This is a genomic window from Mucilaginibacter sp. P4_E8 (assembly GCF_056401495.1).
Genome location: NZ_JBFUJG010000004.1, coordinates 80,196 through 102,705 on the forward strand (window position 1 = coordinate 80,196; position 22,510 = coordinate 102,705).

Consider the following 22,510-nt stretch of genomic DNA (forward strand, 5'->3'; position numbering starts at 1 on the left):
TACTTAATATTAAAAATACCAAAAAATAAAGACCTCCTAACATTGCTGTCGGGAGGTCTTAACTCTAACAATACGATTATGACAAGGTTGTATACGTAGGTTTTATTATTAAGTTACGAATAAGAAAAAGCCCCGATCTATCAAAAGCCGGGACTTGCATACTACACTGAGTATTAATATGTTTTAAATTTAAAACAACTGTTTATATAAAATCCCTTCCTGTCTTATTTAACCTCATACCATAAATAATATGATTTGAAAGGGATTTAGTTAAAACAAAAAACCCGCTCTATGGCGGGTCTTGCAACGGCATCGTACGTTTCGGCTTAATCTATAGGATATACTGTTAACGAAACAGTTATAGATTTGTTGTGACATAAATTGATAGCAGACCTGTAATCGGGTAAAAGTTATTTAAATTCCAATTTAAAATCCTGAACATCAGGTCGAGCTCTACTCCAGCAGTTAGGTTGGTTTATATAACGATAGAGCATAATAAGTTGAAAAGCGAAAAAATTAACGAACCGCCTACTCCGGCAAGAACACCTGTAAACAACAGAGATGGGTTATATTCGGTGTAGTCTTCATCAGTTTTCATCATAGAGCAGGTGAACTATAATAAATCAACAGGACATTTTAACAAACAGTAGGTGTACGAATGCAAACCTATTTAGATGATGGTATAAAAGCGCCACAGCAAAAAACGAGCAATTAAAAACTAAAAAGCAAAGTCAGAACGGGGTAAAAGTATTGAATGACATCTATTTTCTCCTTTGATTAAAATCAGGAACAAATGGGGTACAGTAGATTAAATCATAAGACGATTCGTATTTTATATTTTATCAAATAATTGTAAACAATAAGTCATGAAATCAAACTCCGGCGTAGCGGTAAAACTAAAGATCATTAGCTTATATTGTCTTAATGACCGAATTTAAGAATATTACAGGAACCCTTTCGCATGCACTTCGATTGTGATTTGCTGGTTTAAGGATGTGAACCTGACTAAGGCTACTGTCTTCAATTATCATTGGGCAAACTTTAGGCTCTGATACCCCAGTAGCTGCCTCCTAAAACAGAAAGTTTGTGTTTTATCGATACTTTTATGTTTACACAACATCATTTTTTACCAAATGGTAAATGAACTGCCCACAATATATTCGAAATTTAACTTATGGAAGTGTTCATCAATTACATACTGCAATTCGGGAATCTGAACAAACAGCAAACAGACTTCATCATAAGCAAGGCAAAAACGCTGGAACTTGATAAAGAGGAATATTTTTCTGAAGCCGGGAAGATACCCAGGTACGTTGGATTTATTCTGGAAGGCGTCGTTCGTTTCTGTTACTATAACAATAAAGGCGAAGAGATCACGCATTCATTCATAGATGAGCATAATTTTGTTTCTGACCAGCAACGGTTCGAGGCACAAGTGGTGGCGTCCGAATATATACAGGCCGTTACCCATTGTAAATTCCTGGTGTTTTCCAAGAAGGACTGGGACGAGATCGGCAATACGATCGTTGGCTGGAAAGATATTGAGCATCTGATCTTAAAAAATTGTTTGCTAAAAACGATCGAAAGAAGAAGCCCGCTTGTATCGGAAGATGCCACCACCCGTTATTTATCGTTCATAGAGCATTTTCCCGGCCTTGTTAATCGTGTGCCGCTTTCCCATATCGCTTCTTACCTGGGGATCACGCAGCAGTCCTTAAGCAGGATAAGAAAAAATATCCGTTAAGATCACTTTTTACCAAATGGTAAATGTATCACTGTTCCAATTGCCAAAATTTGCGCTATCATTTAAACAATAAAAAGATGAGCAAAAAAGTAGTTTTAATAACAGGAACAAACAGTGGATTCGGCTGGCTTACCGCCCATAGTGTCGCAGCTATAGGCCATAAGGTTTACGCCACCATGAGAGATACCAACGGAAAGAACGCTGATAAGGCAAATGCCTTATCAGCGTTAGAGAATGTAACCGTGCTGGATGTGACGCTGACCGATGACGAAAGCGTTAAGCAGGCCGTTGACACCATTATAGCTAAAGAAGGCACCATCGACGTACTTGTTAACAATGCCGGCTTTTCGATGAATGGAGTGGCAGAGAGTTTTACCACGGCTGATGTACAGGCCATATTTGATGTGAACGTTTTCGCGCCCTGGAGATTCATTAAACAAGTACTACCTGCTATGCGCAAGCAGAATGATGGCCTGATCATTAACGTGACCAGCGGCTTTGGCAGGGTTTCCTTTCCGTTCGCAACAATATATGCCGGGTCTAAGTTCGGGCTTGAAGGAATAAGCGAAGGCCTGCATTACGAACTCAAACGTTTAGGTATAGATGTAGCTATCTTGGAGCCGGGCGCTTTTCCTACTGAGATGTCTCAAAAGACCCAATACGCTTCAGACCAGTCGGTATTTGAAGGCTATGGTGCGATCGCCGATATCCCCAACAAAATGGTGGCTGCGATCGGCGGGCTGATCCAAACCAAAAACCCAAATCCTCAGGATGTTGCCGATGCTGTTGTCAAACTGGTCGGCACAGAAAAAGGGAAAAGACCCTTGAGGACCGTCGTTGACCCGATCACAGGGGAATATATAGAGGAGGCTAACCAGGCTGTCGCTGAACAGTTCGGAAAAGGCTTAACGTTGTTCGGCATGGGCGAACTTTTAGCTTAAACTTCAGGCGGCAAAGCATAGCATTCAGATCAGTATCATTGACGGCAGTAGCATGGCGGACATTCACTTGTATTAAGCAATGAACGAAACTGTGTTACTGCCGTTTTTGCTTCTCTAAGTTAATATCTCTGATACTCAATTTGGCAATGCAATACTCCAAAATGGCAGTTTGAAATAACGCTATGAAAACGTAGCTTTTGATTTTGGCCAATAACTCCAGGATCAGCTATCAGACTGAACGCAGCGCTATTCGTCATCTACAATCCTAATGATGACAGCTACTTTAATACGCGTATACACTTGACAATTGTCGACATTATTTTTTATCATATCTCATCGTCTTCCGACCGCTTCAGACTGCATTTTTACATTGTAAATAACTAAAAACATAAACTTATGAAAATTGGATTTATTGGCGCAGGCCATATCGGAAAAGCACTCGCGAAAAAATTTGTAAATGCAGGATATCCCGTCATCATTTCAAATTCAAGAGGAGTTGAATCATTGCAACCCCTGGTCAAAGAGCTCGGAGAATTGGCATCGGCCGGCACAACCGAAGATGCGGCTAATGCAGACCTGGTTGTTCTTGCCGTAATGTGGGATCAAACATCAGGTGCATTGGAAAAAGTAAAAAAACAACTTGCCGGGAAAATAGTTATTGATGCCACCAATAACATGAATGGCGGCGCTGCTGACAAACCGACGAGTATAGTAATTTCTGAACTGATACCTGAAGCTATGGTCGTTAAAGCCTTTAACACCCTGATAGCGGCAACGCTTGATGCAGACCCTGCCGTAAATGGCGGTAATCGTGTTATCTTCTATTCAGGTGATCACCCCGCTGCTAAAGAGTCCGTTGGAAGGATCATCACAGATTTAGGGTTTGCAGCAGTTGACCTCGGCGATCTTAAGCAGGCGTCACCAATAACCGAATTTTTAAAAGCACTCTCTACTTTGAACCTGGTCAGCTATCCTAACTGAGCGTGTGCACCTCCATTTAAAGATGGACCACAGTAATTTGATTTAAATGCAATGGATAGTATGTTATATGACTAATTAAAGAGATCAAGTTATAACTAAGGGCTGATGTTGATCAGCCTTTAGTATTTGGTATTGATCATACCTGTCCTATGCCTGCATATCACAGAAAATCATCGTATGGATTGTTTTTTTACTCTGCTTAGTGTTTCTTTAGTTATTCCCAGATAGGACGCAATGTGGTGCTGAGGGAACCGCTGCACAAAATGCGGATGTTTGCTGGTGAATTCCATGTAGCGCACCTCCGCTGTACCACATATCATTGAATTTATTCTCTTGTGCAAAGCTATAGCGTGCCTGTCATCCATTACCCGTATCATTTGCCCTAACGCAGGAATCTTTTCTGCCAGTTCGAAGATGTCTTTTGGTGTGATGATCAGCATTTCTGTGTCTTCCCATGCCTGAATGTTGTACTTCGAGGGTTCGAGTGAAATCAAACTTTCGCGGTCATCCGCCCAGTAATTTTCAATGAATAGCTGTACGATCTTCTCGTTTCCTTTATCATCAATGCAATACTGGCGCATAGCGCCTTTCAGTATAAAGGCCGTATGTTTAGAAACCTCGCCCGCTCGTAACAAATATTGCTTTTTACGCAGCTTTTTTGGCTGAAAAGTACTGCTTATCAGCTCTATTTCAGTAAAATTTATTGGTAAACCTGAATAATTCTCAATGTAATTAATTAATTTCTGATACATTTATTATAACCCCTATGTCATTCTAATATACAAATAAAAAATATACGTTAAAAAAGTTAGCCTGTAAAACGAAAGTCAGACACTGTCGTTATTGAGGAAAATCGAACACATTTTTACAGTGACAATACTATTTTTCCAAGTAGAGGTCTCTCTCGTTTTGCATCCTCTATTCTTTGGTGAGCATTTTTCACCTCTTCTAATGGATAGATACTGTCGATGACCGGCTTTACATGCCCGGTTTCAATCAATCTGGTAATATGATGGAGCTCATCCCTGCTTTGTCGGGTAAAAACGAAATGATAAGTGGCATTTTTTTCCCAGGCATGGATTAGGTTTTGGGGCTGAGCAATATCAACCAGTGTTACAATTCTACCATAGTTAGCCAGGGCAAGGGGACTGTCTGAAAGTGTGCTGCCCCCGACGGTATCAATAATTACGTCCACACCTTTGCCCTTGGTATGAGCCTGTATCTCTTCAATAACGTTTTTTCTATGGTGGTCAATAACTACATCGGCTCCAAGATGTTGAAGTTGCTCATATAAAAGGCTTTGTCCTGTTGTGTACACAAAAGCTCCCAATGATTTAGCGATCTGTATTGCCAATGTTCCAACGCCACCCGCACCTCCGAGGATGAGAATAGTATCTCCCTTTTTTAGATTAGCCCGTACCACAAGCATCTCCCATACCGTCCCTCCAATAAGGGGGATAGCAGCAGCTTCCTCGAAGCTAAGATTAGCGGGCATCCTGGATATTGAGCTTTCGTCTGTAAGGTGGTACTCGGCGTAACTGCCCGGGCCGCCAAAACGCGGAGAATAATAGACTTTATCACCCGGTCGCCAGTTTTTCACTGTTTCACCCACTGCAATAATTTCGCCCGAAATGTCGTGCCCGGTTATAATTGGCAGATCAAACAATGAGGCGTAATCTCCTCGTCTTACCTGGATGTCGAGTGGATTCACTGAGGTAGCCCTTACCTTCACGAGTACCTGGGACGGATCTGTTATGTAAGGAGTATTCACTTCCGTTAACTGGAGGGCATCAGGACCTCCATAATTGTTGATAAAAATTGCTTTCATGATTAGATATTTCGCTTAATTCCGAATTTATTAATTAAAAAAATTAGAATGCTTCCTTGATCAATTTGTTTAAGGTCTCGATCGCCCCTTCATTGCGCTTATAGTATGTCCACTGGCCAACGCGGGTAGCTTCTATCAGCCCGCATTTTTGTAAAAGGCTCAGGTAGTCTGATGTGGTGGATGCAGATAGACCGGTCTTTGCCTTAATGTCGCTTACACAAACACCAAGATTAGGATCATAGTCCTGCAATTCATCAGCTGGAAAGTGCAGATGAGGTTCCTTGAGCCAAACAAGTATGTTTATCCTGGTCTCATTACTGAGCGCCTTGAAAACCATAATTAATTCCATGGTGCAAATATATCGATATTTACCGAAATTCCGAAATTAATTATAGATAGCGACGAAAGGCAAACTTATGATCATTATGTTTTTTGACCTTTCAGTTCAAAGCTTTCGCCGCTGGGAAAAGTAGTTGATCATGGAATGTGTAACACATAACTACTTATGATGAGTAGTCCAGAACCAGGCACAGGTTATATTTATTTTTTTCCAAAATAATAACCACCAAAATATTTTATTGGCGACCAGGATGGCAGCACCTCCCCGAGCTTAGGAGAGAGGTCACCATATTTGTCCGAACCATATACCACTCTTCCGCCAACCACGGTCAGTACAGATGTCAGGTTTTTAATCTCATCGTCCGGGATAGTAAAATAATCATCACTTAATAAAACGAAATCAGCAAGATTACCGGGCGCGATCCGGCCTTTTTCATTTTCCTCATTTTCGAACCAGGCCGCCCCTGTGGTATAAAATTGTAGGGCTTCTTCCCGCGTGAGGCGGTTATCCTCGGCTAAGATCACTTTACCAGAAACGGATTTGCCGGTCACTGCCCAACTGATGCCTGTCCATGGGTTGGCCGGAGAAACGCGGAATGCATCTGTGGTCAATGATAAAGGAATGCCGCTTTTCTTCAACGCACCAAACCTTGGTGTGTACATGGCTTTTTCTATGCCATAGGTCTTTATAAAACCTTCTCCGTGCAGTGCCATTTTATTGTCAAGTGCGATACCGCCCCCTAACTTTTTGATCCTTGCGATATTTTCATCGCTGATGGTCTCTGCATGTTCAACAGCCCAGCGCATGCCGTCCAGCGGCGTTGTCTTCACCACTTCCTCAAATGCATCCAGGAAAGGTGTAAGATTTTCATTGTAGGACATATGCACCCGGAACGGGATCCTCTTTTCTATTAATTTGCGAACATACTCTTCAGCATACTTCTTCATCTTCTCTTTAGGAATAATGATAGCTGGTTTATCAAAGTTCTCATGGTCATGAACCTCGGGACTAAGTACCTCACCTGTTCCTTCATATTCATGGCCGTGCTCCATATTCGGGTTAAGATTTTGTCCCGGGCTTATCGGTGAAATTTTGGTGACCCTTTCTATCTCGGTGTCCACCCAACTTTTGTTAGGATCGTAAGTAAACCCAAGGTCGACGAACGGAAAACGGATGTTCATCCTGTTCTCTTTGATCAGGGTTTCGATTGGCGCGTGACCTTCAGGGTATCCGATTACGCTGGAATTTTCAATGACTGTAGTGAGCCCGAAATGGTTAAGGTCCCTGATCAGGTATTCAAGTGAGCTGACCTGCTCTTCTGGTGTCGGTGTCGGCATCATGGCGTCTAATGCCACAAATACGAAGGTATTGGCGTCGATCACACCTGTATAGTTCCCTTTGCTGTCTTTGTGAAGGACAGTGCCTGGTTCAGCCTTAAATTTCGGCGTCCCGATGCCGAAGAACTTCATAGCCGGCTTATTTAGCCATATCCTGTTGTATGCATACTGTACCCAAAGAAGCTTGTTCGGCACCGCTTTATTCAGTTCTTCGATGGTAGGTTCGCGGTATTCTTTAAATTGGTAAGGAGACCACGCGCCTGTTACCTTTACCCACTGTCCCTCCGGTGTTCTTGCCGCTTGTTCGGTCAGCATTTCCAGCGCACGTTTGAGTGTCGGTATGCCATCCCATTTTACCTTTTGTGTAAAATTCCTTTCATTCAACGGATGCATGTGCGAATCTTCGAGTCCGGGAATAAGCCGTCTGCCGTCCGCATCGATCAGCCGGGTGTTAGCATTTTTAAGGGCAAGGATCTCGTCGTCGTTGCCTACCGCGTAGATCCTGCCAGCTTTTACGGCCAGTGCTGACGCCTGTGGCTGTGCGGCAGTCTGCGTGGTGATCTTAGCGTGATAAACGATCAGGTCCGCTCCGGCGGACGAAGTTCCCGTTTGCGCGTATAATTCTAAAGTGATCAATGTTGCTGTGAGCAATGCAATAGTTTTTTTCATAATAATTTTGAGTGATTATCAGCTTACCCTCGCTAAAGATGTGCTGTTTGTATTACTGCTTTGGGGTCAGTTTTTACCTCAGCAAAACCGTAGTGAGTTAACGATGTAAAAATGCCTCAGAGAGGTGTCCGCAGACGATGAGAATTGATAAAAAAATACATCGACAATTGTCATGCTTACATCCGCATATCGGGCTGATTAAGTAGAAGCCTGCTTAGTGTCATTACGAAGCATTCAGATCACTGTAACATTTATCGCCCTTTATTATACCCGGAATAAATAGTTTCGATATGGGTACTTATGGTCTTTCCTAAAAATGCTGCTTCCATATGCAGGTCATCTTTTAATGGAAGATAACGCCTGGCTAACTTATCAAAATCATACTTCGTTACAATTTCAAATTTACTGGCAGTAAGCGGACCAATCTTAACCGGTTTTTCATTGACCAACTGCAGTTGCGTCAATTGCTTGCTTTTCAGATCAACAGTCAGGACCGCCCGGCAATCTTTCAGAAATGTGGCATCTCTCGGGATCGATGCGGCATCCAGCTTATAGCTGATGACCAATTGATCCGCGGTTTCGCTGTCTATCCGGTAAGTCGTTTCGTCCGGCTTGTCGACCGGCGGTGTTTCCCTGGTGTTACGAAACATGTTGGTCTCATACAGTGACGGCTTTTTTCCATCCACAGAAACCACTGTCCAGTGTTCACGGCCAGCCCCTGATGGCTCGAATTTGGCTTCCAACATCTTTGTCTTACCGGCGTTGGTTGTTGATTCCCGCAGATCAAATGCGCGATCCACGGGCACTCTCAGGTTTGACGGATCCAGCAATGACTGATCTATATTATGCTTTGAAAGAGTGTTTATGATCAGTGACTTTTGCGCTGAAGCCTCGGTCATACCCGCTGATAATAAAAGAAAAGTAAACATTGCCTTAAGGCGGCTATTTGCGGAAGTAAGATATACGCGTGTTTTGTTTTTCATTTCTATTTGTTTTAACTGGTATAAGCCGACCAGGTTCCAACCGGATCACTAGCCAATGCCGGACATAGCACGGCCATGGTGCGTTTATAGCAACCGGGAACTGATCGGCTTTAAAAATTATTTAACTGTTATTGATAAGCCATGGGTTGGCTCTTAGCTGTTAATTGACCGTGCTGTCCGGGGGCAGGGATAACATTTTGCTATTGATAAATTCAAAAAAGTCTTTCCGGTAAGCTTCACCAATGGATATCGGTTGATCTTGATTAAGTATCCTGACCATGTTTCCCTCTACCGCCGTCAGATGGCTAAGTGAAATGATGAATGACTTATGGATCCGGACGAACCCCCTGGCAGACAAACTCTCCGAAAGCTCTTTCAGTTTGAGGTAGGTGATGATCTTTTTCTGGTCGTCCATGTGAATAATGGCATAGTTACTCAGGCCTTCAATGTAGGTGATCCTCCTTGAGTCTATCTTCAGTAGTTTACCCTTTTGTTCCGTTTTCACGAACACGTAATGATCTTGTTCCGTAGCAGGCCGAAGATTGCTGTTTATCGTCCATAGCCGGTTAACCGCTTTCAAAAAGCGAAGGAATTGGACCGGCTTCAGCAGATAGTCCACGACGGCATGCTCAAACCCTTCCAGAGCGTACTCCTTGTAGGCTGTGGTCATGATGATATGGCTGTCCTTGCTGATCAGCTTCAGCATCTCTATCCCGGTAAGATGCGGCATCTGTACGTCCAGAAATACCAGTCCGGGCTTCAAATCAGTGATCATTGCCAGTCCATTTATTGGATTGGTGGCTGTACCGGCTATCCGCAGGAAATGCACCTGGCTGATGTGCTGAACAAGCAGGTCTATCGCATGCTGCTCATCATCTACTATTACGCAATCTATCATACGGCAAATGTTATATGTAAAGTTACACTGAAAATACCTTCGGAATCCTTTATCACAAAGGCAGAACGGCTGCCATAGGTCAGCATAAGTTGCTGCCGGATGTTTTGAAGGCCGACACCATTGGAAAGTTCTTTTAAACCTCTCCCTTTTTTATTCTCAATGTAAAAAGTAAGTTCGTTAACCCCGGTGCTGATCCTGATCAATAAGGGATGGCCCGGATCATGCAGGTCGCCGTGCTTGAACGCGTTCTCCACCAGGGTAATCAGTACCAGCGGCAGAATACTGATGGACTGGTCGTCTATCTGCTCCTCATACCGGATATTTAAACCATGGTTATGACGGCGCTGGTTGATCTCTATCACATTTTTCAAGTGTTCCAATTCATCCATGATGTTTACCTTGCCATCAGTACTTTCACTCGTCCCCAATGCGTACCGCATTATATTGACCAGCATCAGTACGGAATCAGCTGTCTCTCTATCCGATTTGATCACCTTCCCGTAAATGAAGCTTAACGAGTTGAACAGAAAATGCGGATTGATTTGATGCTTCAAGGCGATCAGTTCGGCTTCGGTCTTTTGCTTTTGCAGCATGATACGCTCTTTGCTTTTGTTTACCCATTCAACCAGTAAGGCTACAGATAGACTGCTGACCAGCGTGAACACATAAGATATAAGCAGGATCCACCTCAGCGAGTTTTCAGATAACCTGGCAGCAGCAGTGTTACCACTGCTGCTTTCATACAAATAGGTGCCATAGTTGACGGAAAACTTCACTATAAACAGGATAGCGGTAATGACCAGAGCACTCCGGCGGCGGCGCTGTCCGTGCATGGCGGGTAATATGACCACGAAGATCAGCACATAATGGGTGATAACGGATTCCACCACAAAGCTCAATATACCAAAGGCCAGGCCATCCTGTCCCGCAAAATTTTTGATCGTTTTCTCAGGCGTGACCAGATACGACAGCATAAAGAACGTTCCGTAAATGAACAGCGAGAACACCGTCAGTAATAACAAGCGCCTGCTATTAATTTTAAAAAACGTCCATACTGATCTAAACATGCTATTTCGTATTTGGTAAACTACTGACCAGGCCGGTTCCTTATTCGTATTTAATGAAGGTAGCGGTTATTTTTTTCGTTTTAATATCCGTCGTGTTTGAGCTGTTCGTACTCGTAACATTTTTCTTGTTCGTTTTGTTAACGAATCCTGAACCGGTCTGCTGGGTACTCACTACTTCTTCAGTAAGGGTCATGATCACACCGTCCGCGCCTTTGGCTTTTCCTAATTCGATGACTTTTTGCTGGGCAGCCTCTATTGAACCGAAGCCTTTACCGACGCTGGAAGTACCTATAGTGGTGTGATTTTTCTTAACGTCTGCTTTATCCAGATAAACATCCACATTTTGGGTCGGTGCATAGGTTTTCCCAAAGTACTTAGGTGAAGAGCATGCCGCTAATAACCCCATTACCAGGAACGTTATCAGATAAATTGTTGTTGCCTTTTTCATTGTAATTTTCTTTATGTTAAAAAATAGATGTTATTCCGTTTTCGAGTGGTACCTGAGATCTGAGTTGATTTATCAGATCCCGGATTACTTGTTCCGAAAACGATGAACGAAAGTAGCTTACCTGGCACAGGTAGCTAATTCTATTATGTGAACAGGCGTTTTGTATATGCCAACCCTCTCAAACAATAGAAAATACCGACGACTAACGACAAATAAATCACTCATGGTTGATAAAAAGCTGTGTTTTCACCTTGTCCAAATTCTTGGATAATTAGCGATGTACTCTTATGCCTGCGACAGTAGGCTTTGACCCCTCAAAGTAAAAAGCAAAGCCACCGGGCATTCGTTCCGGTGGCTTTTAGCGCTTGGCAGATGTGGGTATGGCACACGCCGTTGGCTATTGACCCGGTCCCGGTCATCAATACTCCAAAATGTAGATCCTTTTATTAGCATAATCCCAAACCGTTTTATATTGTAAAAAGAGCCGGTAACCGATGTCCAGCAGGTTCGGCTCGGTAATACCCAATTCTCTCCTGACGACCTGGGTAGCTTTCAGATCAGCCAATTCCACTCCTTTTAAAGCAGTTTTAAATTTCCCGTCGATCGTTATATTTTTAATGTTCAGCAAGGTATCGCCGCCGCTGTCTGTACCTGACGTAAGTACGTTACCCTGGCTTCTGAGCATCTTAGCGGATGGGCCATCTAATTGCAATAACCCATTTTGGCCTGTATCAAATGACCCTAAAACGTCGATGCCGTCTATTTTTATTTTAACAAGCGGATGATTGGGTAACTTTCTGAGCTCAAAATCTATAACAGCCAAAACCTTTTCATTCGCTAAAAAGTCCTTAGAAATATTACGCCCGGCAGAAGTTTTATAAAACGTGACCTTTCTGTGCAGATAATCCAGTTTAAAAAGATAGCCTTTAAAAAAATCATGACCGATATACCCGAGAAAGTCAGGGGTTATGTACTGCTGTAGGAAATCATAGTTCGCACTATTGATATTTTCCAGGTTTCGGTAAGTAATACCGTTGGTAAATTTGATCTCTCTGATGGTATCATTTACATTGGTCGTGAAAGACTGGCCGCTGGCAACAACGCCATTGCCTTTCATTTTTTTATCAGGCAGACTGATAAAATGATCATTGAGATAAATGGATGATCCGAACCCGGTATCGAACATGAATTTGCCGGCAACGCCGTTAACTGTTCCCGGAATAAAAGGGTATGCATTGATGAGGGTGATCGGCAAAACGACGATGTCACCATGCAGTTCCGATGTTTGTTCATAAAACTGTGCCTTTACCCGGGTTGCAGAATAACATAGCATTAAACTGATCAGCCAAAAAGAGGACTTAATTCGTAACATATGGATGACTTAAATGAATTTTGAAATTGATGCTGTTTGCTTTTTCGGTTATTTTACTTCCGCCAGGTACTTGTGCACAAAACTGATCGCCATAGAACCTTCGCCGACGGCCGAAGCAACCCGGTTCATGGCACCGGCCCTTACATCACCTGCAGCGAAAATACCCGGGCAACTGGTCTCCAGTAAGTATGGGTCGCGCTTTTCTTTCCAGATCTTTGGGTAATCGACATGGGACTTCAGGTCGCGACCTGTTTCCAAAAATCCTTTGTCATCTTTGACAATGTCCAGGGTGATCCAATCAGTGAACGGTTTGGCTCCAATAAAAATGTAAAGCGCATCGGCGGCGTATTTGCTTATCTCCTCGGTATCGAAGGAGCGGATATCCAGGCTTTCCAACTTATCTGAACCGTAAGCAGCCGCAATTTCTACCTTTGGCATTACATGGATGTTATTTTCTGCCGCGATTTGATCGATCAGGTAAGCCGACATGGTCGAGGTCAGGTCTTCCTTACGGATCAATATATAAACGTTCCTGGCAAATTTAGAAAGGTACATGGCGGCCTGCCCGGCAGAGTTTCCCCCTCCAACGATATAAACATCTTTGTCTTTGCAGGCGGTAGCTTCGGTCATCGCTGCACCGTAATAAATCCCTGCGCCGGTAAATTCAGCAATGCCTTGCTTGTCCAGTTTGCGGTAATCAACGCCTGTGGTAATCACTACGCTTCGTGTAACGATGTCTTCATTATCATCCAGGATGATCCTTTTGTATCCATCCTTTTGTTCAATAGACCGCACTAACCGGGGCGAAAGGAATTCGGTCCCTAAACGGGTAGCCTGGGTCATGGCCCGGTGGGTCAGTTCGGCACCGCTTAAACCGGTTGGAAAGCCCAGATAATTCTCTATGCGCGAACTGGTGCCGGCCTGTCCACCCGGTGCCCGGCGCTCGATCAGCAAGGTCTTTAATCCTTCCGAAGCACCGTAAACACCGGCGGCAAGCCCCGCTGGGCCAGCGCCAATAATGACTACGTCATAAACATCCTGACGTTCCCGCTGGGGATTTAAACCTATGCGACCGGCAAGTTCTGCCAGGCCCGGTTTGGTAAGGTAACTGCCATCCTCTAAAAACACTATCGGAAGATCGGCCTCATTACGACCATTGTTAGCCATTAATTTTTGTCCATCTTTATCCGCTTTAATATCCAGCCATTGATAAGGAACCAGGTTACCGGCCAAAAAATCCTTTAGCTCATGAGAGCTTTGAGAAAACTGATATCCGATCACTTTAATGCCCTTGAAAACCGGATGATAGTCGCATTGCCAGTCGTGCAGCAGGTCATCTATTACCGGGAATAGTTTTTCTTCAGGAGGATCCCAGGGCTTAACGAGGTAATAATCCAATTTTACTTCATTAATGGCCTTAATTGCGGAATCTTTATCAGAGTAGGCGGTCAGCAATGCCCGTTTTGCCTCAGGAAAATACTTGATCGCTTTCCTCAGGAAATCAACGCCCTGCATTTCGGGCATGCGCTGGTCTGCCAGGAACAACGCCACGGCATCGCCTCTGTTGTTCAGTTCCCGCAAGTTCTCCAGGGCTTCCTGCACTATTGTGGTACTCAGTATCCGGTAACGGTTTCTGTACCGGCCTTTCAGGTCGCGCGTTATCGCCCTTAATACCTGGACGTCGTCATCTATACAGAATATAATCGGTTGATTCATATGAATGATTAGTTAAAAATATTTGTTATCCATTGATAGGAAATTCCACAATGAAGTCTGTCTGGCCCGGTTTAGAGTGTACTTTAACGGCACCTTTATGTTGTTTAACGATCCGCGTCACCACATCCAAGCCCAGGCCGGTACCTTTACCGATCTGTTTCGTGGTGAAAAACGGGTCAAATATCCGGCTCCTGACATCGTCCGGGATGCCGGGTCCGTTGTCTGAAATGGTGACACGCACGCAATCTTTGGACCGGCCCGTAGTGATCGTCAGCTGACTTTTGTCATTTGGTTCCATGGCGTCCAGCGCATTATCTAAAAGGTTGGTCCAAACCTGGTTCAGTTCGCCTATCAGTGCGTTCACCTCGGGCAAACTACTATCAAAATTTTCGACGATCTGCACATTGCCATTTCTGATCTTGTGATTCAACATCTTCAGCGTGCTTCGGATACCGGTATGGATATCCGCGTATTGTTTCCCCTGACCCTGATCCATATGCGTGAACGACTTGACAGCGCTTACCAGATCCGCTATCCGGCCGGAAGCCTCCTTTATATCGACCACTATTTTTTCGGTCACCAGGTTGTTATTGATCCAGCCAAACACTGCAGAGACCGCATCGACCGGGACATGGGCTTTTATCTCATCCAGATCGTCAACACTAAAGCCGAAATCGACCAGGTTCTCGGCAGTCTCGGCGGGGGAATTAACGCCGTGCTGATCCAGCCAGTCAAGGAGGTCATCCTCCAGGGAAGAACGCTTCATCATGCTTAACACCGGCTTTTCCGGTTTTGACAAGGCTTCAAACAATTTATCTGTTACATAACTTACGTCTGCGCCATCCAAACGGAGCGACATGACCTGCCTGAACGCATCCGGCACCAGTTTGAAGTGTTTCAATAAAGAGTTGGACCCCCTGACGACGGCCGCGGCCGGGTTGTTCAGCTCGTGGGCAAGGCCGGCTGACAGCTTTCCTAGAGCCATCATCTTTTCATTCTGCTGCTCAAACGCGGTTGACTCCCGGATGCGATTGGCCATCACATGTACCAGGGCCTGCGTGAGGCCGAAGTGACACCGGGTCATTTCGTCCAACAGGTCAATCGGAAACTGCAGATAGGTCAGGTCCTCGACCGCCTCGGTGACAATATTGGCGATTTTTCCCCGGGAGAAAGGCAAATATCCGGCGATCGTCCCGGGCTCAAATACACCCGCCTCCTGCAATTCCTGTCCGCGTGGTACACACAGCATCAGCTTTCCCGACAGGATCACAAAAGGTCCCGGCATGGGGTCGCCCGGCCTGAACAAGATCGCACCTGCCTGCAGCTCCAGGATCTTTCCCCGGTCAATGAACCACTGCAGTTGTTCACCGGGTACATCTTTTAAACTCTCAATGGCTTGCAGCCATTCAACGGTTACATTTTTCATAGGCGAACTGGTCAATTAAAGCAGACCTGACTTAATACTCAAACAAGCATAATTTTGCCGGTACGCCCTGACTCTTTCGATCTCCTGATAGCAGAGACAAAGTCGTCAAGGGGATATTCCCCGTCTGCTTTCAGATCCAGCAAGCCTTTACGTATCAAATCGAATATCTCGTATACGACCGCAGCTTTATACTCATAGGTATTTTCATTAAGCCAGTGCRGGCTGGTATAACCTGTGATGCTGAGTTTTTTATTGATGAACTCCATTGGTTCCACAAAAACGGATTCCCCGGACATGTTGGAGAACAACAGCATTTTTCCGCCGAAGCCAAGCGTTTTCGCGGCCAGGGAACCCACTCGTCCGCCTACAGGATCAATGACCCCGCATACGCCAAGTCCTTTCGTCAGGCGTCCTGCCACGGTGACCAGGTCATCGGTGCTGGTGTTGATGATATGATCTGCCCCCAATGATCTGATGTGCTCTTCAGCCGTCCGGTTCCGGACCACATTGATCAGTTTGAACTTCATGATCCCGGCGAATTGGATCAGTAACTGACCGATATAGGTGGATGCAGCGGTATTCAAGACCCATTGCCCTTCACGGACGTTCAGTTTTTCCCGGAGAATGACCAGGCATGTAAGCGGGTTAAGGACCAGCGCAGCCTGCGTGTCGCCGACGCCATCCGGTACGGTGATGAACTGTTCCGGTCGCCCGGTAACATATTCCTGCCAGGTACCCGGCAAATCGACAGGTGTCGGGATCACCCGCTGTCCCTTCTTGAAAGGTAGTACACTGCTGCCCGTCGCTTCAACGATCCCAATGCCTTCAAAACCGGGAACTTGCATAGGAACCGACCCTTCATCGCTTTTACCGTTGATAAGCGCCAGCTCATAAGGGTTGATCGGCCTGCGGACCATGCGGACCAGCACTTCGCCCTCTGCCGGCACTGGAATGGGTGCCTCAGCTATTCTCAGAACCTGAAGCGGATCACCATGTCTTTCAAACACCAGTCTTTTCATTTCGTATCCTTGATCATGTTTTTTTGTCAGAAACTTGTACTACAATATTGGGAAGGCTTGTTGGCTGAACTATTTATCCCAGATCCTGATATCGTCTTCGGTATAATACAACTGTTGTTTTTCCCCGAATCGGATCAGGTACTGACTTGTTCACCGTCACCTGTCTTAAATTTATGTTCCTTATTCACACTGTTTTATCTTTATCAGTTAGTCCTGAGCGCTGTTTTTCATAGTCGATCTTTCCGTAATCACCGTTATAAAAATCCCGGTAGGCGATGGCTGTATCCACTTTGGAATTCATGACAAAAGGTCCTTCCGCGAAGATCGGCTCCTGATATGGGGCTCCGCCGAACAATATATAATCGCTGGCTTTATGGTTCTCGTTTCTCAGCTCGATACTTCCTTTCCTCCTGTCGAATTCAATAAAATCTCCGGCATTGAACTTTTCATCATTGATAGCGCCTGGCATTTCGGGCAGGTAGGCGGCTACTTCCAGTTCATCGGCAAAGTCGATCACAAAAGTGGCACCCGCCTCCAAATGAATGTGATGAAGGAATTGTTCCGAATAATTGGGTATCGCTGAACTCAATTCTTCAAAAGCCCCCACGACAACTTTGATCCAACCCTTTCCGTCAGGCAGGTCTTTGTGCGGCACTTCGTTGCTTTCAATGGCTAAATAGGCTGGTTTCTCAGCTTTGATCTCCGAGGGCAGATTGATCCAAAACTGGAAAGCATGTACAAGTTTGGAATCACCCTGCGAATCATAATTCAACGTTTCATCATGAATGATCCCGTTACCGGCATTCATCCATTGCACCCCTCCGGAATGTACCCTGGCATAGTTCCCGGCACTGTCAAAGTGCTCGTCTTCGCCATCCAGGATGTAGGTTAATGTGGCAATGCCCCGGTGCGGATGTGCTTCAGTACCTTCTTTGTTAATCCTGGTCTGTACCCTTGGAGCGATATGATCAAGGAATACGAACGGGCCGACCGCGTCAGCATACCTGTTAGGCAGCATCCGGTAAATTTCCAGGTCGCCAATGTCTGCCCTTTGCCCCTGGGTTGAAAAACTGCTTTTCTTTTTCATTATCAATATTGATCGTGAACGATATTAAAGTTTCGGTTACAGTGTGTCGGTTAGTTATCCCCGATTTTTCCGTTGACCAGTGGGATGACCTTGCTGCCGGTCAGCTTAATGGCCTGTAAGAGCTGTCCGTGCGTAAGGCCGGCCATGTCCATCTGAAAAGTGAACACGTCTATACCCCCGAGCGCTTCGCTATGCCTTTTTAGTTTTTCGGCCACTGTTTCCGGTCCGCCAACTACCAGCACGCCTTTCGGCGACACTCCGGCATCGAACTGCGCTTTGGTAACTGGCGGCCAGCCGCGTTCCCGGCCAATTTTTGTCCATGACTCGATATACCCGGGATAGTAATCCGCAATGGCCGACTCATCGGTATCGCCCACATAGCCCGGGGAATGCAATCCGACCTTCAGCTCTTCCGGCTTGAATCCGGCTTCTTCGCCTGACTTCCTGTAAAGATCCACCAGCGGCCTGAAACTCTCGGTTTCACCGCCAATAACGGCCACCATCAGGGGAAGGCCCAGCATACCCGCGCGGACGAACGATTGAGGCGTTCCGCCTGCACCAACCCATACCGGTAACTTTTTTTGTACGGGGCGCGGATAGACCGGCTGGTTTTCCATTGCCGGCCGGAACTTGCCCGACCAGGTAACAAATTCCTCGTCCCTGATCTGTAACAACAACTTTAATTTCTCTTTGAACAGTGCATCATAATCATTCAGGTCGTATCCGAACAGGGGGAACGCTTCGATCGCAGATCCCCGGCCAGCGATGATCTCTGAACGTCCTTTGGAAATGATATCCAGTGTGGCAAATTGCTGGAATACACGGACCGGGTCCGATGTACTCAGTACGGTCACTGCGCTCATCAGCCGGATCCTTTTTGTTCGGGCCGCAGCCGCGGCAAGGATCACGGCAGGAACGGAATCCAGAAATTCTTTCTTGTGATGTTCGCCGATGCCGAAAACATCAAGCCCGGCTTCATCTGCCGCGACAATTCTGTCCAACAGTTGCTCCATGGCATCAACACTATTCAATTCATTGCTTCCGTACATCGCCGAAGCGAAACTATCTACGCCTATTTCCATATATCTTCTTCTGTTTTAATTTGGTCATGATTATAATCCCCTCCCCGGGCCACTATCAGGATAAGGTATTGGGTGGTGGCCCGCCGGCAGGCCTTGAGTTACTTACTGGCAGCGGGATGAATTCGGCATTATCTGCAGGTGGTAACAGAATCCGGCCCTGCTTCCAGTCTTCTTTAGCTTGTTCGATCCTTTCTTTGCGGCTCGCTACAAAGTTCCACCAGATGTAACGTTCCCCCAGATGCTCTCCGCCCAGCATCATCAATGTAGAACGCTCAGCAGCGACGATCACCGGATCGACACCATTGCTGAATACCAAAAGTTGTCCGGCATGATAGCGCGTGCCGCTTACGGTGACACTTCCGTTCACAACGTAAACACCTCTTTCACTATGCCCTGCAGGAATTCCGAACCTGGCACCTTCTTCAAGTATGACATGTAAATAAAATAGCGGTGATGTAGTTTTTACACCGCTTTTCAGACCGAAAGCTTCTCCCGCGATCAGACGCATCCAAACTCCTGTCTCTGTAAATACCGGCAACTGATCAGGCTTATAATTATGAAACGTAGGTTCCGCTTCTTCATCGCTTTCGGGTAATGCTACCCAGGTCTGGATCATTTCCAGTTTACCGCCGGCCCTGATGGCCGGATCTTCAAAACGTTCGCTGTGTGCGATCCCTTTGCCAGCCGTCATCCAGTTCACTTCGCCTGGTTTAATGGCTTGTTCAACGCCGAGCGAATCTCTGTGCGTGATCTCTCCGCTGAACAGATAACTGACAGTGGACAGACCGATATGCGGATGCGGAAGCACATCCAGGTTGCTATGGATGGCGGTCGGTATGCTGACCGGCCCGCCATGGTCCATGAAAATAAAGGGCCCTACCATACGCCGGAGCTGGAAAGGTAAAAGGCGCTTAACAACGAAGCCCGGAATGATCTCTGCCTGGCGTGATGATATGACGATATCGAGCATAAACTATTTTTTAATGTATAGATGTTGTCGTCCTGATAACATTGAACGATCGTATGTGCTGTTCGCAATCCCGTTGATGCTGATTATTGAGCGGGTACAGGTGTATTTAACAATTGCTGTTCCCATGCAAAAGCCACGCCTGTTGCTCCGCAATGCTCGATCATCAAACCCGCTAGCTGGGCAGCTGTATCAACACGCGCCCAATCGCGCTGCCATTCAGATATAACCGCAAACCAGTTCATAGGTGTAATACCATGCTGTACCATACGGCGTACAGCCATATCGTGCGCTTCCAGCGAAGACGACCCGCAGGCATCGGTTACAACAAATACATCATAGCCTTCAGCTGCTGCCTGGATGGCAGGCATGGCCACGCATATATCCGTCCATAAACCGGCAATGATCAGCTGCTTGCGACCGCTTTTTGCCACAACATCGGTCACGGCAGGGTCCTCCCAGGTATTAATCCAGGTGCGGTTGATGGGTTTTTGCTCCGGGAATACATCCTGGATCTGCTTAATGATCAAACCGCCACGTTCCTCCAGCACAGTGGTCAGAATGGTTGGCACATTAAAAACCTTTGCAGCTTTTGATAGTCCTGCAACATTGTTGATGATCATTGTAGGATCATGGCTGTTCAGGTTAGTGAACTGGAATGGCTGGTGATCGATGAGCACCACGATACTGTCTTCCGGACGCAGCAGGGCCTCAAGGCCTTTTTTTTGAATGTTTGACATGTTTGATAGTTGTATGGTTAATAAATAATCAATTTTTTAAAACACACGTAAGCAGGGCATCAGCCCCTGGGGCAAATTTTAATATTACTGTCAAATTCAAAAGATGATATATGTTTAATAAACTCGTAGATATTTGTCTATTAAAATTTTGCAGGTGCCTGTATTTTATTGGGTATATAAATTACAAATACCACATTATCAGTTATTTGAAAAATAAAACACAAGGTAGAATTGATTAAAAAGTACATTTTGATTTATATTTACACGACGATCTATAATATTAAATTCTTTAAATGATACCGGGGCCTGCTTATGTACAATGCATATTTTGACTATCTAAAAAAATTCAGCACTATACCACTTTCAGGCGAGGAAAAGGCAATGATCAGGCGAAACTTTACGCCGTTAAGATTAAAAAGAAAAGAATACCTGCTGCAGGCTGGCGATATATGTATGAATTACGCATTTATTGTAAAAGGTTCCATGCGTATGTACTCGGTAGATGAAAAAGGACTGGAGCATGTTATCAGACTTGGTCTTGAGGAATGGTGGATGGGCGACCGTGAAAGTTTTTTCAATCGTATCCCGAGCCGGTACCATATTGATGCCCTGGAGCCTTGTGAACTGCTTTGTATCACGAGAGAAGGGGATGCTGAGCTGCTCCATAACATTCCGGCATATTGTGAAATGAAAATGAAGCTCGATCAGCGGATGGAAATAGCCCACAATCAGCGCCTCACTTCAGCCTTAACTGATAGTGCCGGTAAGCGTTATGCCGACCTTATCGAACGTTATCCCGCCTTCGCTGAGCGTTTTCCGCAGCATATTATTGCGTCCTATCTTGGTATTAATAAGGATACGCTAAGTCGTGTCAAACTTAAGCTCAAGCTAAAATAATGCCGCTTCATTACTCGCCTTGTACATAATAATAGACCTTTATCTATTACTTTTCTTTACAAATGTCATCTTTCTGATCGATCCCCGTTGCGGAGATTTGTCTGGACTTATACAACGGCCTTTATGCACGGGCGGCCTTGCCGCGCGTGTGTTTTGCTTGATAAGTCCGCAAAATCGTGTTAACGGAATTATGGAAAATACAAAAGTTGTTTTTACGGATCATGTCCATAGGGAGGTACAGCTCTTTTCGGATGAGTTACAAGTAGGTAAAATGAGCCTTGCCATGACGGGCGGAAGGCTGGCGGTATTCCATACCGAGGTTGACCCGGAATATGAAGGCCGTGGCTTTGCAAAACTACTGCTGGCCGAACTGGTCCGCTACGCAAGGGAAAAGGCACTAAAAATCATTCCGCTTTGCCCGTTTGTGAACGCACAGTTCCAGCGGCATCCGGCGGAATATGAAGATGTGTGGAGCAAAGACTGGCATCAATGAAATACATCCTGGAAAACCCGGTCAGAGGGATCATCGGAACCGAAAAATTCCTGACCGCAATACACTGGCGTAACGGCGTAATGGTCACCGACGAACCTCAAAAATTGGGTGGCGAAGATCGTGGTCCGGATCCTTTCACGCTGCTGTTATCCGCGCTGGTCTCCTGTACGCTGGCCACCTTAAGGATGTACATCGACCTTAAGGGCCTGGACATTCCGGAGATCCGTGTAGAGGCGAACATGTTCCAGAAGATCGGGAACGAGGGAATAGTCACGCAGATTGAACGCCGCATAGCCATTCCGGATGTTTTAGCACCGGAACTACAGGACCGGCTGATCCGCGTAGCGGAGAACTGCCCGGTATCTAAGATCCTGAAAGGAAGTATCAAAATCATTTCGGAATTCGGGACGGCCGGAGCGGTGATGACCGAAACGGAATAAACGCAACAAAACCGGATCAGATGATCTACTACAAA

22 protein-coding genes are annotated in these 22,510 nt (G+C 45.5%); 6 read left to right on the forward strand and 16 right to left on the reverse strand.

The genetic code is table 11. From position 1 onward, the window contains the following. Positions 1-1,174: 1,174 nt before the first annotated feature. From AC1DRQ_RS03130 to AC1DRQ_RS03140, 3 genes are all read left to right on the forward strand, one after another. Positions 1,175-1,744, forward strand: a complete 570-nt coding sequence (locus tag AC1DRQ_RS03130) for a Crp/Fnr family transcriptional regulator (protein WP_477422158.1) — start codon at positions 1,175-1,177, stop codon at positions 1,742-1,744. A gap of 23 nt (positions 1,745-1,767) precedes the next feature. Next, entirely contained in the window at positions 1,768-2,685 is a 918-nt protein-coding gene (locus AC1DRQ_RS03135) for an SDR family oxidoreductase (protein ID WP_477422159.1), read from the forward strand. A 396-nt stretch (positions 2,686-3,081) separates the two neighbouring features. Further along, positions 3,082-3,666, forward strand: a complete 585-nt coding sequence (locus AC1DRQ_RS03140) for an NADPH-dependent F420 reductase (protein ID WP_477422160.1) — start codon at positions 3,082-3,084, stop codon at positions 3,664-3,666. A gap of 170 nt (positions 3,667-3,836) precedes the next feature. Here AC1DRQ_RS03140 and AC1DRQ_RS03145 read toward each other — a convergent pair whose 3' ends face one another. From AC1DRQ_RS03145 to AC1DRQ_RS03220, 16 genes are all read right to left on the reverse strand, one after another. Then, a complete protein-coding gene (locus tag AC1DRQ_RS03145) occupies positions 3,837-4,418 on the reverse strand; it encodes a Crp/Fnr family transcriptional regulator (RefSeq protein ID WP_477422161.1) in 582 nt (193 codons plus the stop codon). Positions 4,419-4,531: 113 nt separating this feature from the next. Continuing rightward, positions 4,532-5,437 carry a zinc-binding dehydrogenase gene (locus tag AC1DRQ_RS03150; protein ID WP_477422162.1) on the reverse strand — a complete coding sequence of 302 codons (906 nt, stop codon included), beginning with the start codon at positions 5,435-5,437 and terminating at the stop codon, positions 4,532-4,534. A gap of 100 nt (positions 5,438-5,537) precedes the next feature. Then, on the reverse strand, positions 5,538-5,843 hold the full coding sequence (locus AC1DRQ_RS03155) for an ArsR/SmtB family transcription factor (protein ID WP_477422163.1): 306 nt from the start codon (positions 5,841-5,843) through the stop codon (positions 5,538-5,540). A 191-nt stretch (positions 5,844-6,034) separates the two neighbouring features. Further along, positions 6,035-7,840, reverse strand: coding sequence for an amidohydrolase (locus AC1DRQ_RS03160; protein ID WP_477422164.1), 1,806 nt, complete (start codon positions 7,838-7,840; stop codon positions 6,035-6,037). Between the two features lie 251 nt (positions 7,841-8,091). Continuing rightward, positions 8,092-8,823 (reverse strand): hypothetical protein, encoded by a 732-nt coding sequence (locus tag AC1DRQ_RS03165; RefSeq protein ID WP_477422165.1) that lies wholly within the window; start codon positions 8,821-8,823, stop codon positions 8,092-8,094. A 160-nt stretch (positions 8,824-8,983) separates the two neighbouring features. Then, positions 8,984-9,721, reverse strand: coding sequence for a LytR/AlgR family response regulator transcription factor (locus tag AC1DRQ_RS03170; protein ID WP_477422166.1), 738 nt, complete (start codon positions 9,719-9,721; stop codon positions 8,984-8,986). Further along, positions 9,718-10,788, reverse strand: a complete 1,071-nt coding sequence (locus AC1DRQ_RS03175) for a sensor histidine kinase (protein WP_477422167.1) — start codon at positions 10,786-10,788, stop codon at positions 9,718-9,720. The genes AC1DRQ_RS03170 and AC1DRQ_RS03175 overlap by 4 nt, the downstream gene beginning before the upstream one ends. Positions 10,789-10,828: 40 nt before the next feature. Then, entirely contained in the window at positions 10,829-11,236 is a 408-nt protein-coding gene (locus AC1DRQ_RS03180) for a hypothetical protein (protein ID WP_477422168.1), read from the reverse strand. 418 nt (positions 11,237-11,654) lie between these two features. Then, positions 11,655-12,608, reverse strand: coding sequence for a hypothetical protein (locus AC1DRQ_RS03185; RefSeq protein ID WP_477422169.1), 954 nt, complete (start codon positions 12,606-12,608; stop codon positions 11,655-11,657). 48 nt (positions 12,609-12,656) lie between these two features. Continuing rightward, entirely contained in the window at positions 12,657-14,324 is a 1,668-nt protein-coding gene (locus tag AC1DRQ_RS03190) for an NAD(P)/FAD-dependent oxidoreductase (protein ID WP_477422170.1), read from the reverse strand. 25 nt (positions 14,325-14,349) lie between these two features. Continuing rightward, positions 14,350-15,750 carry an ATP-binding protein gene (locus tag AC1DRQ_RS03195; RefSeq protein WP_477422171.1) on the reverse strand — a complete coding sequence of 467 codons (1,401 nt, stop codon included), beginning with the start codon at positions 15,748-15,750 and terminating at the stop codon, positions 14,350-14,352. A gap of 38 nt (positions 15,751-15,788) precedes the next feature. After that, entirely contained in the window at positions 15,789-16,769 is a 981-nt protein-coding gene (locus AC1DRQ_RS03200) for a zinc-dependent alcohol dehydrogenase family protein (RefSeq protein ID WP_477422172.1), read from the reverse strand. 184 nt (positions 16,770-16,953) lie between these two features. Then, on the reverse strand, positions 16,954-17,856 hold the full coding sequence (locus tag AC1DRQ_RS03205; protein ID WP_477422173.1) for a pirin family protein: 903 nt from the start codon (positions 17,854-17,856) through the stop codon (positions 16,954-16,956). Between the two features lie 50 nt (positions 17,857-17,906). Beyond that, positions 17,907-18,938 carry an Atu2307/SP_0267 family LLM class monooxygenase gene (locus tag AC1DRQ_RS03210; RefSeq protein ID WP_477422174.1) on the reverse strand — a complete coding sequence of 344 codons (1,032 nt, stop codon included), beginning with the start codon at positions 18,936-18,938 and terminating at the stop codon, positions 17,907-17,909. A 55-nt stretch (positions 18,939-18,993) separates the two neighbouring features. Further along, a complete protein-coding gene (locus AC1DRQ_RS03215; RefSeq protein WP_477422175.1) occupies positions 18,994-19,908 on the reverse strand; it encodes a pirin family protein in 915 nt (304 codons plus the stop codon). 83 nt (positions 19,909-19,991) lie between these two features. Next, positions 19,992-20,645, reverse strand: coding sequence for a hydrolase (locus AC1DRQ_RS03220; RefSeq protein WP_477422176.1), 654 nt, complete (start codon positions 20,643-20,645; stop codon positions 19,992-19,994). A gap of 312 nt (positions 20,646-20,957) precedes the next feature. On the opposite strand from AC1DRQ_RS03220, the gene AC1DRQ_RS03225 reads away from it, so the two are divergent. The 3 genes from AC1DRQ_RS03225 (at position 20,958) to AC1DRQ_RS03235 (ending at position 22,475) form a co-directional block, all read left to right on the forward strand. Next, the gene (locus AC1DRQ_RS03225) at positions 20,958-21,542 is read left to right on the forward strand and encodes a Crp/Fnr family transcriptional regulator (protein ID WP_477422177.1); all 585 of its coding nucleotides are present in this window, start codon (positions 20,958-20,960) and stop codon (positions 21,540-21,542) included. Between the two features lie 97 nt (positions 21,543-21,639). Further along, positions 21,640-22,035, forward strand: a complete 396-nt coding sequence (locus AC1DRQ_RS03230; protein WP_477422178.1) for a GNAT family N-acetyltransferase — start codon at positions 21,640-21,642, stop codon at positions 22,033-22,035. After that, positions 22,032-22,475 (forward strand): OsmC family protein, encoded by a 444-nt coding sequence (locus tag AC1DRQ_RS03235; RefSeq protein ID WP_477422179.1) that lies wholly within the window; start codon positions 22,032-22,034, stop codon positions 22,473-22,475. Before AC1DRQ_RS03230 ends, AC1DRQ_RS03235 begins: the two co-directional genes overlap by 4 nt. Positions 22,476-22,510: the final 35 nt, after the last annotated feature.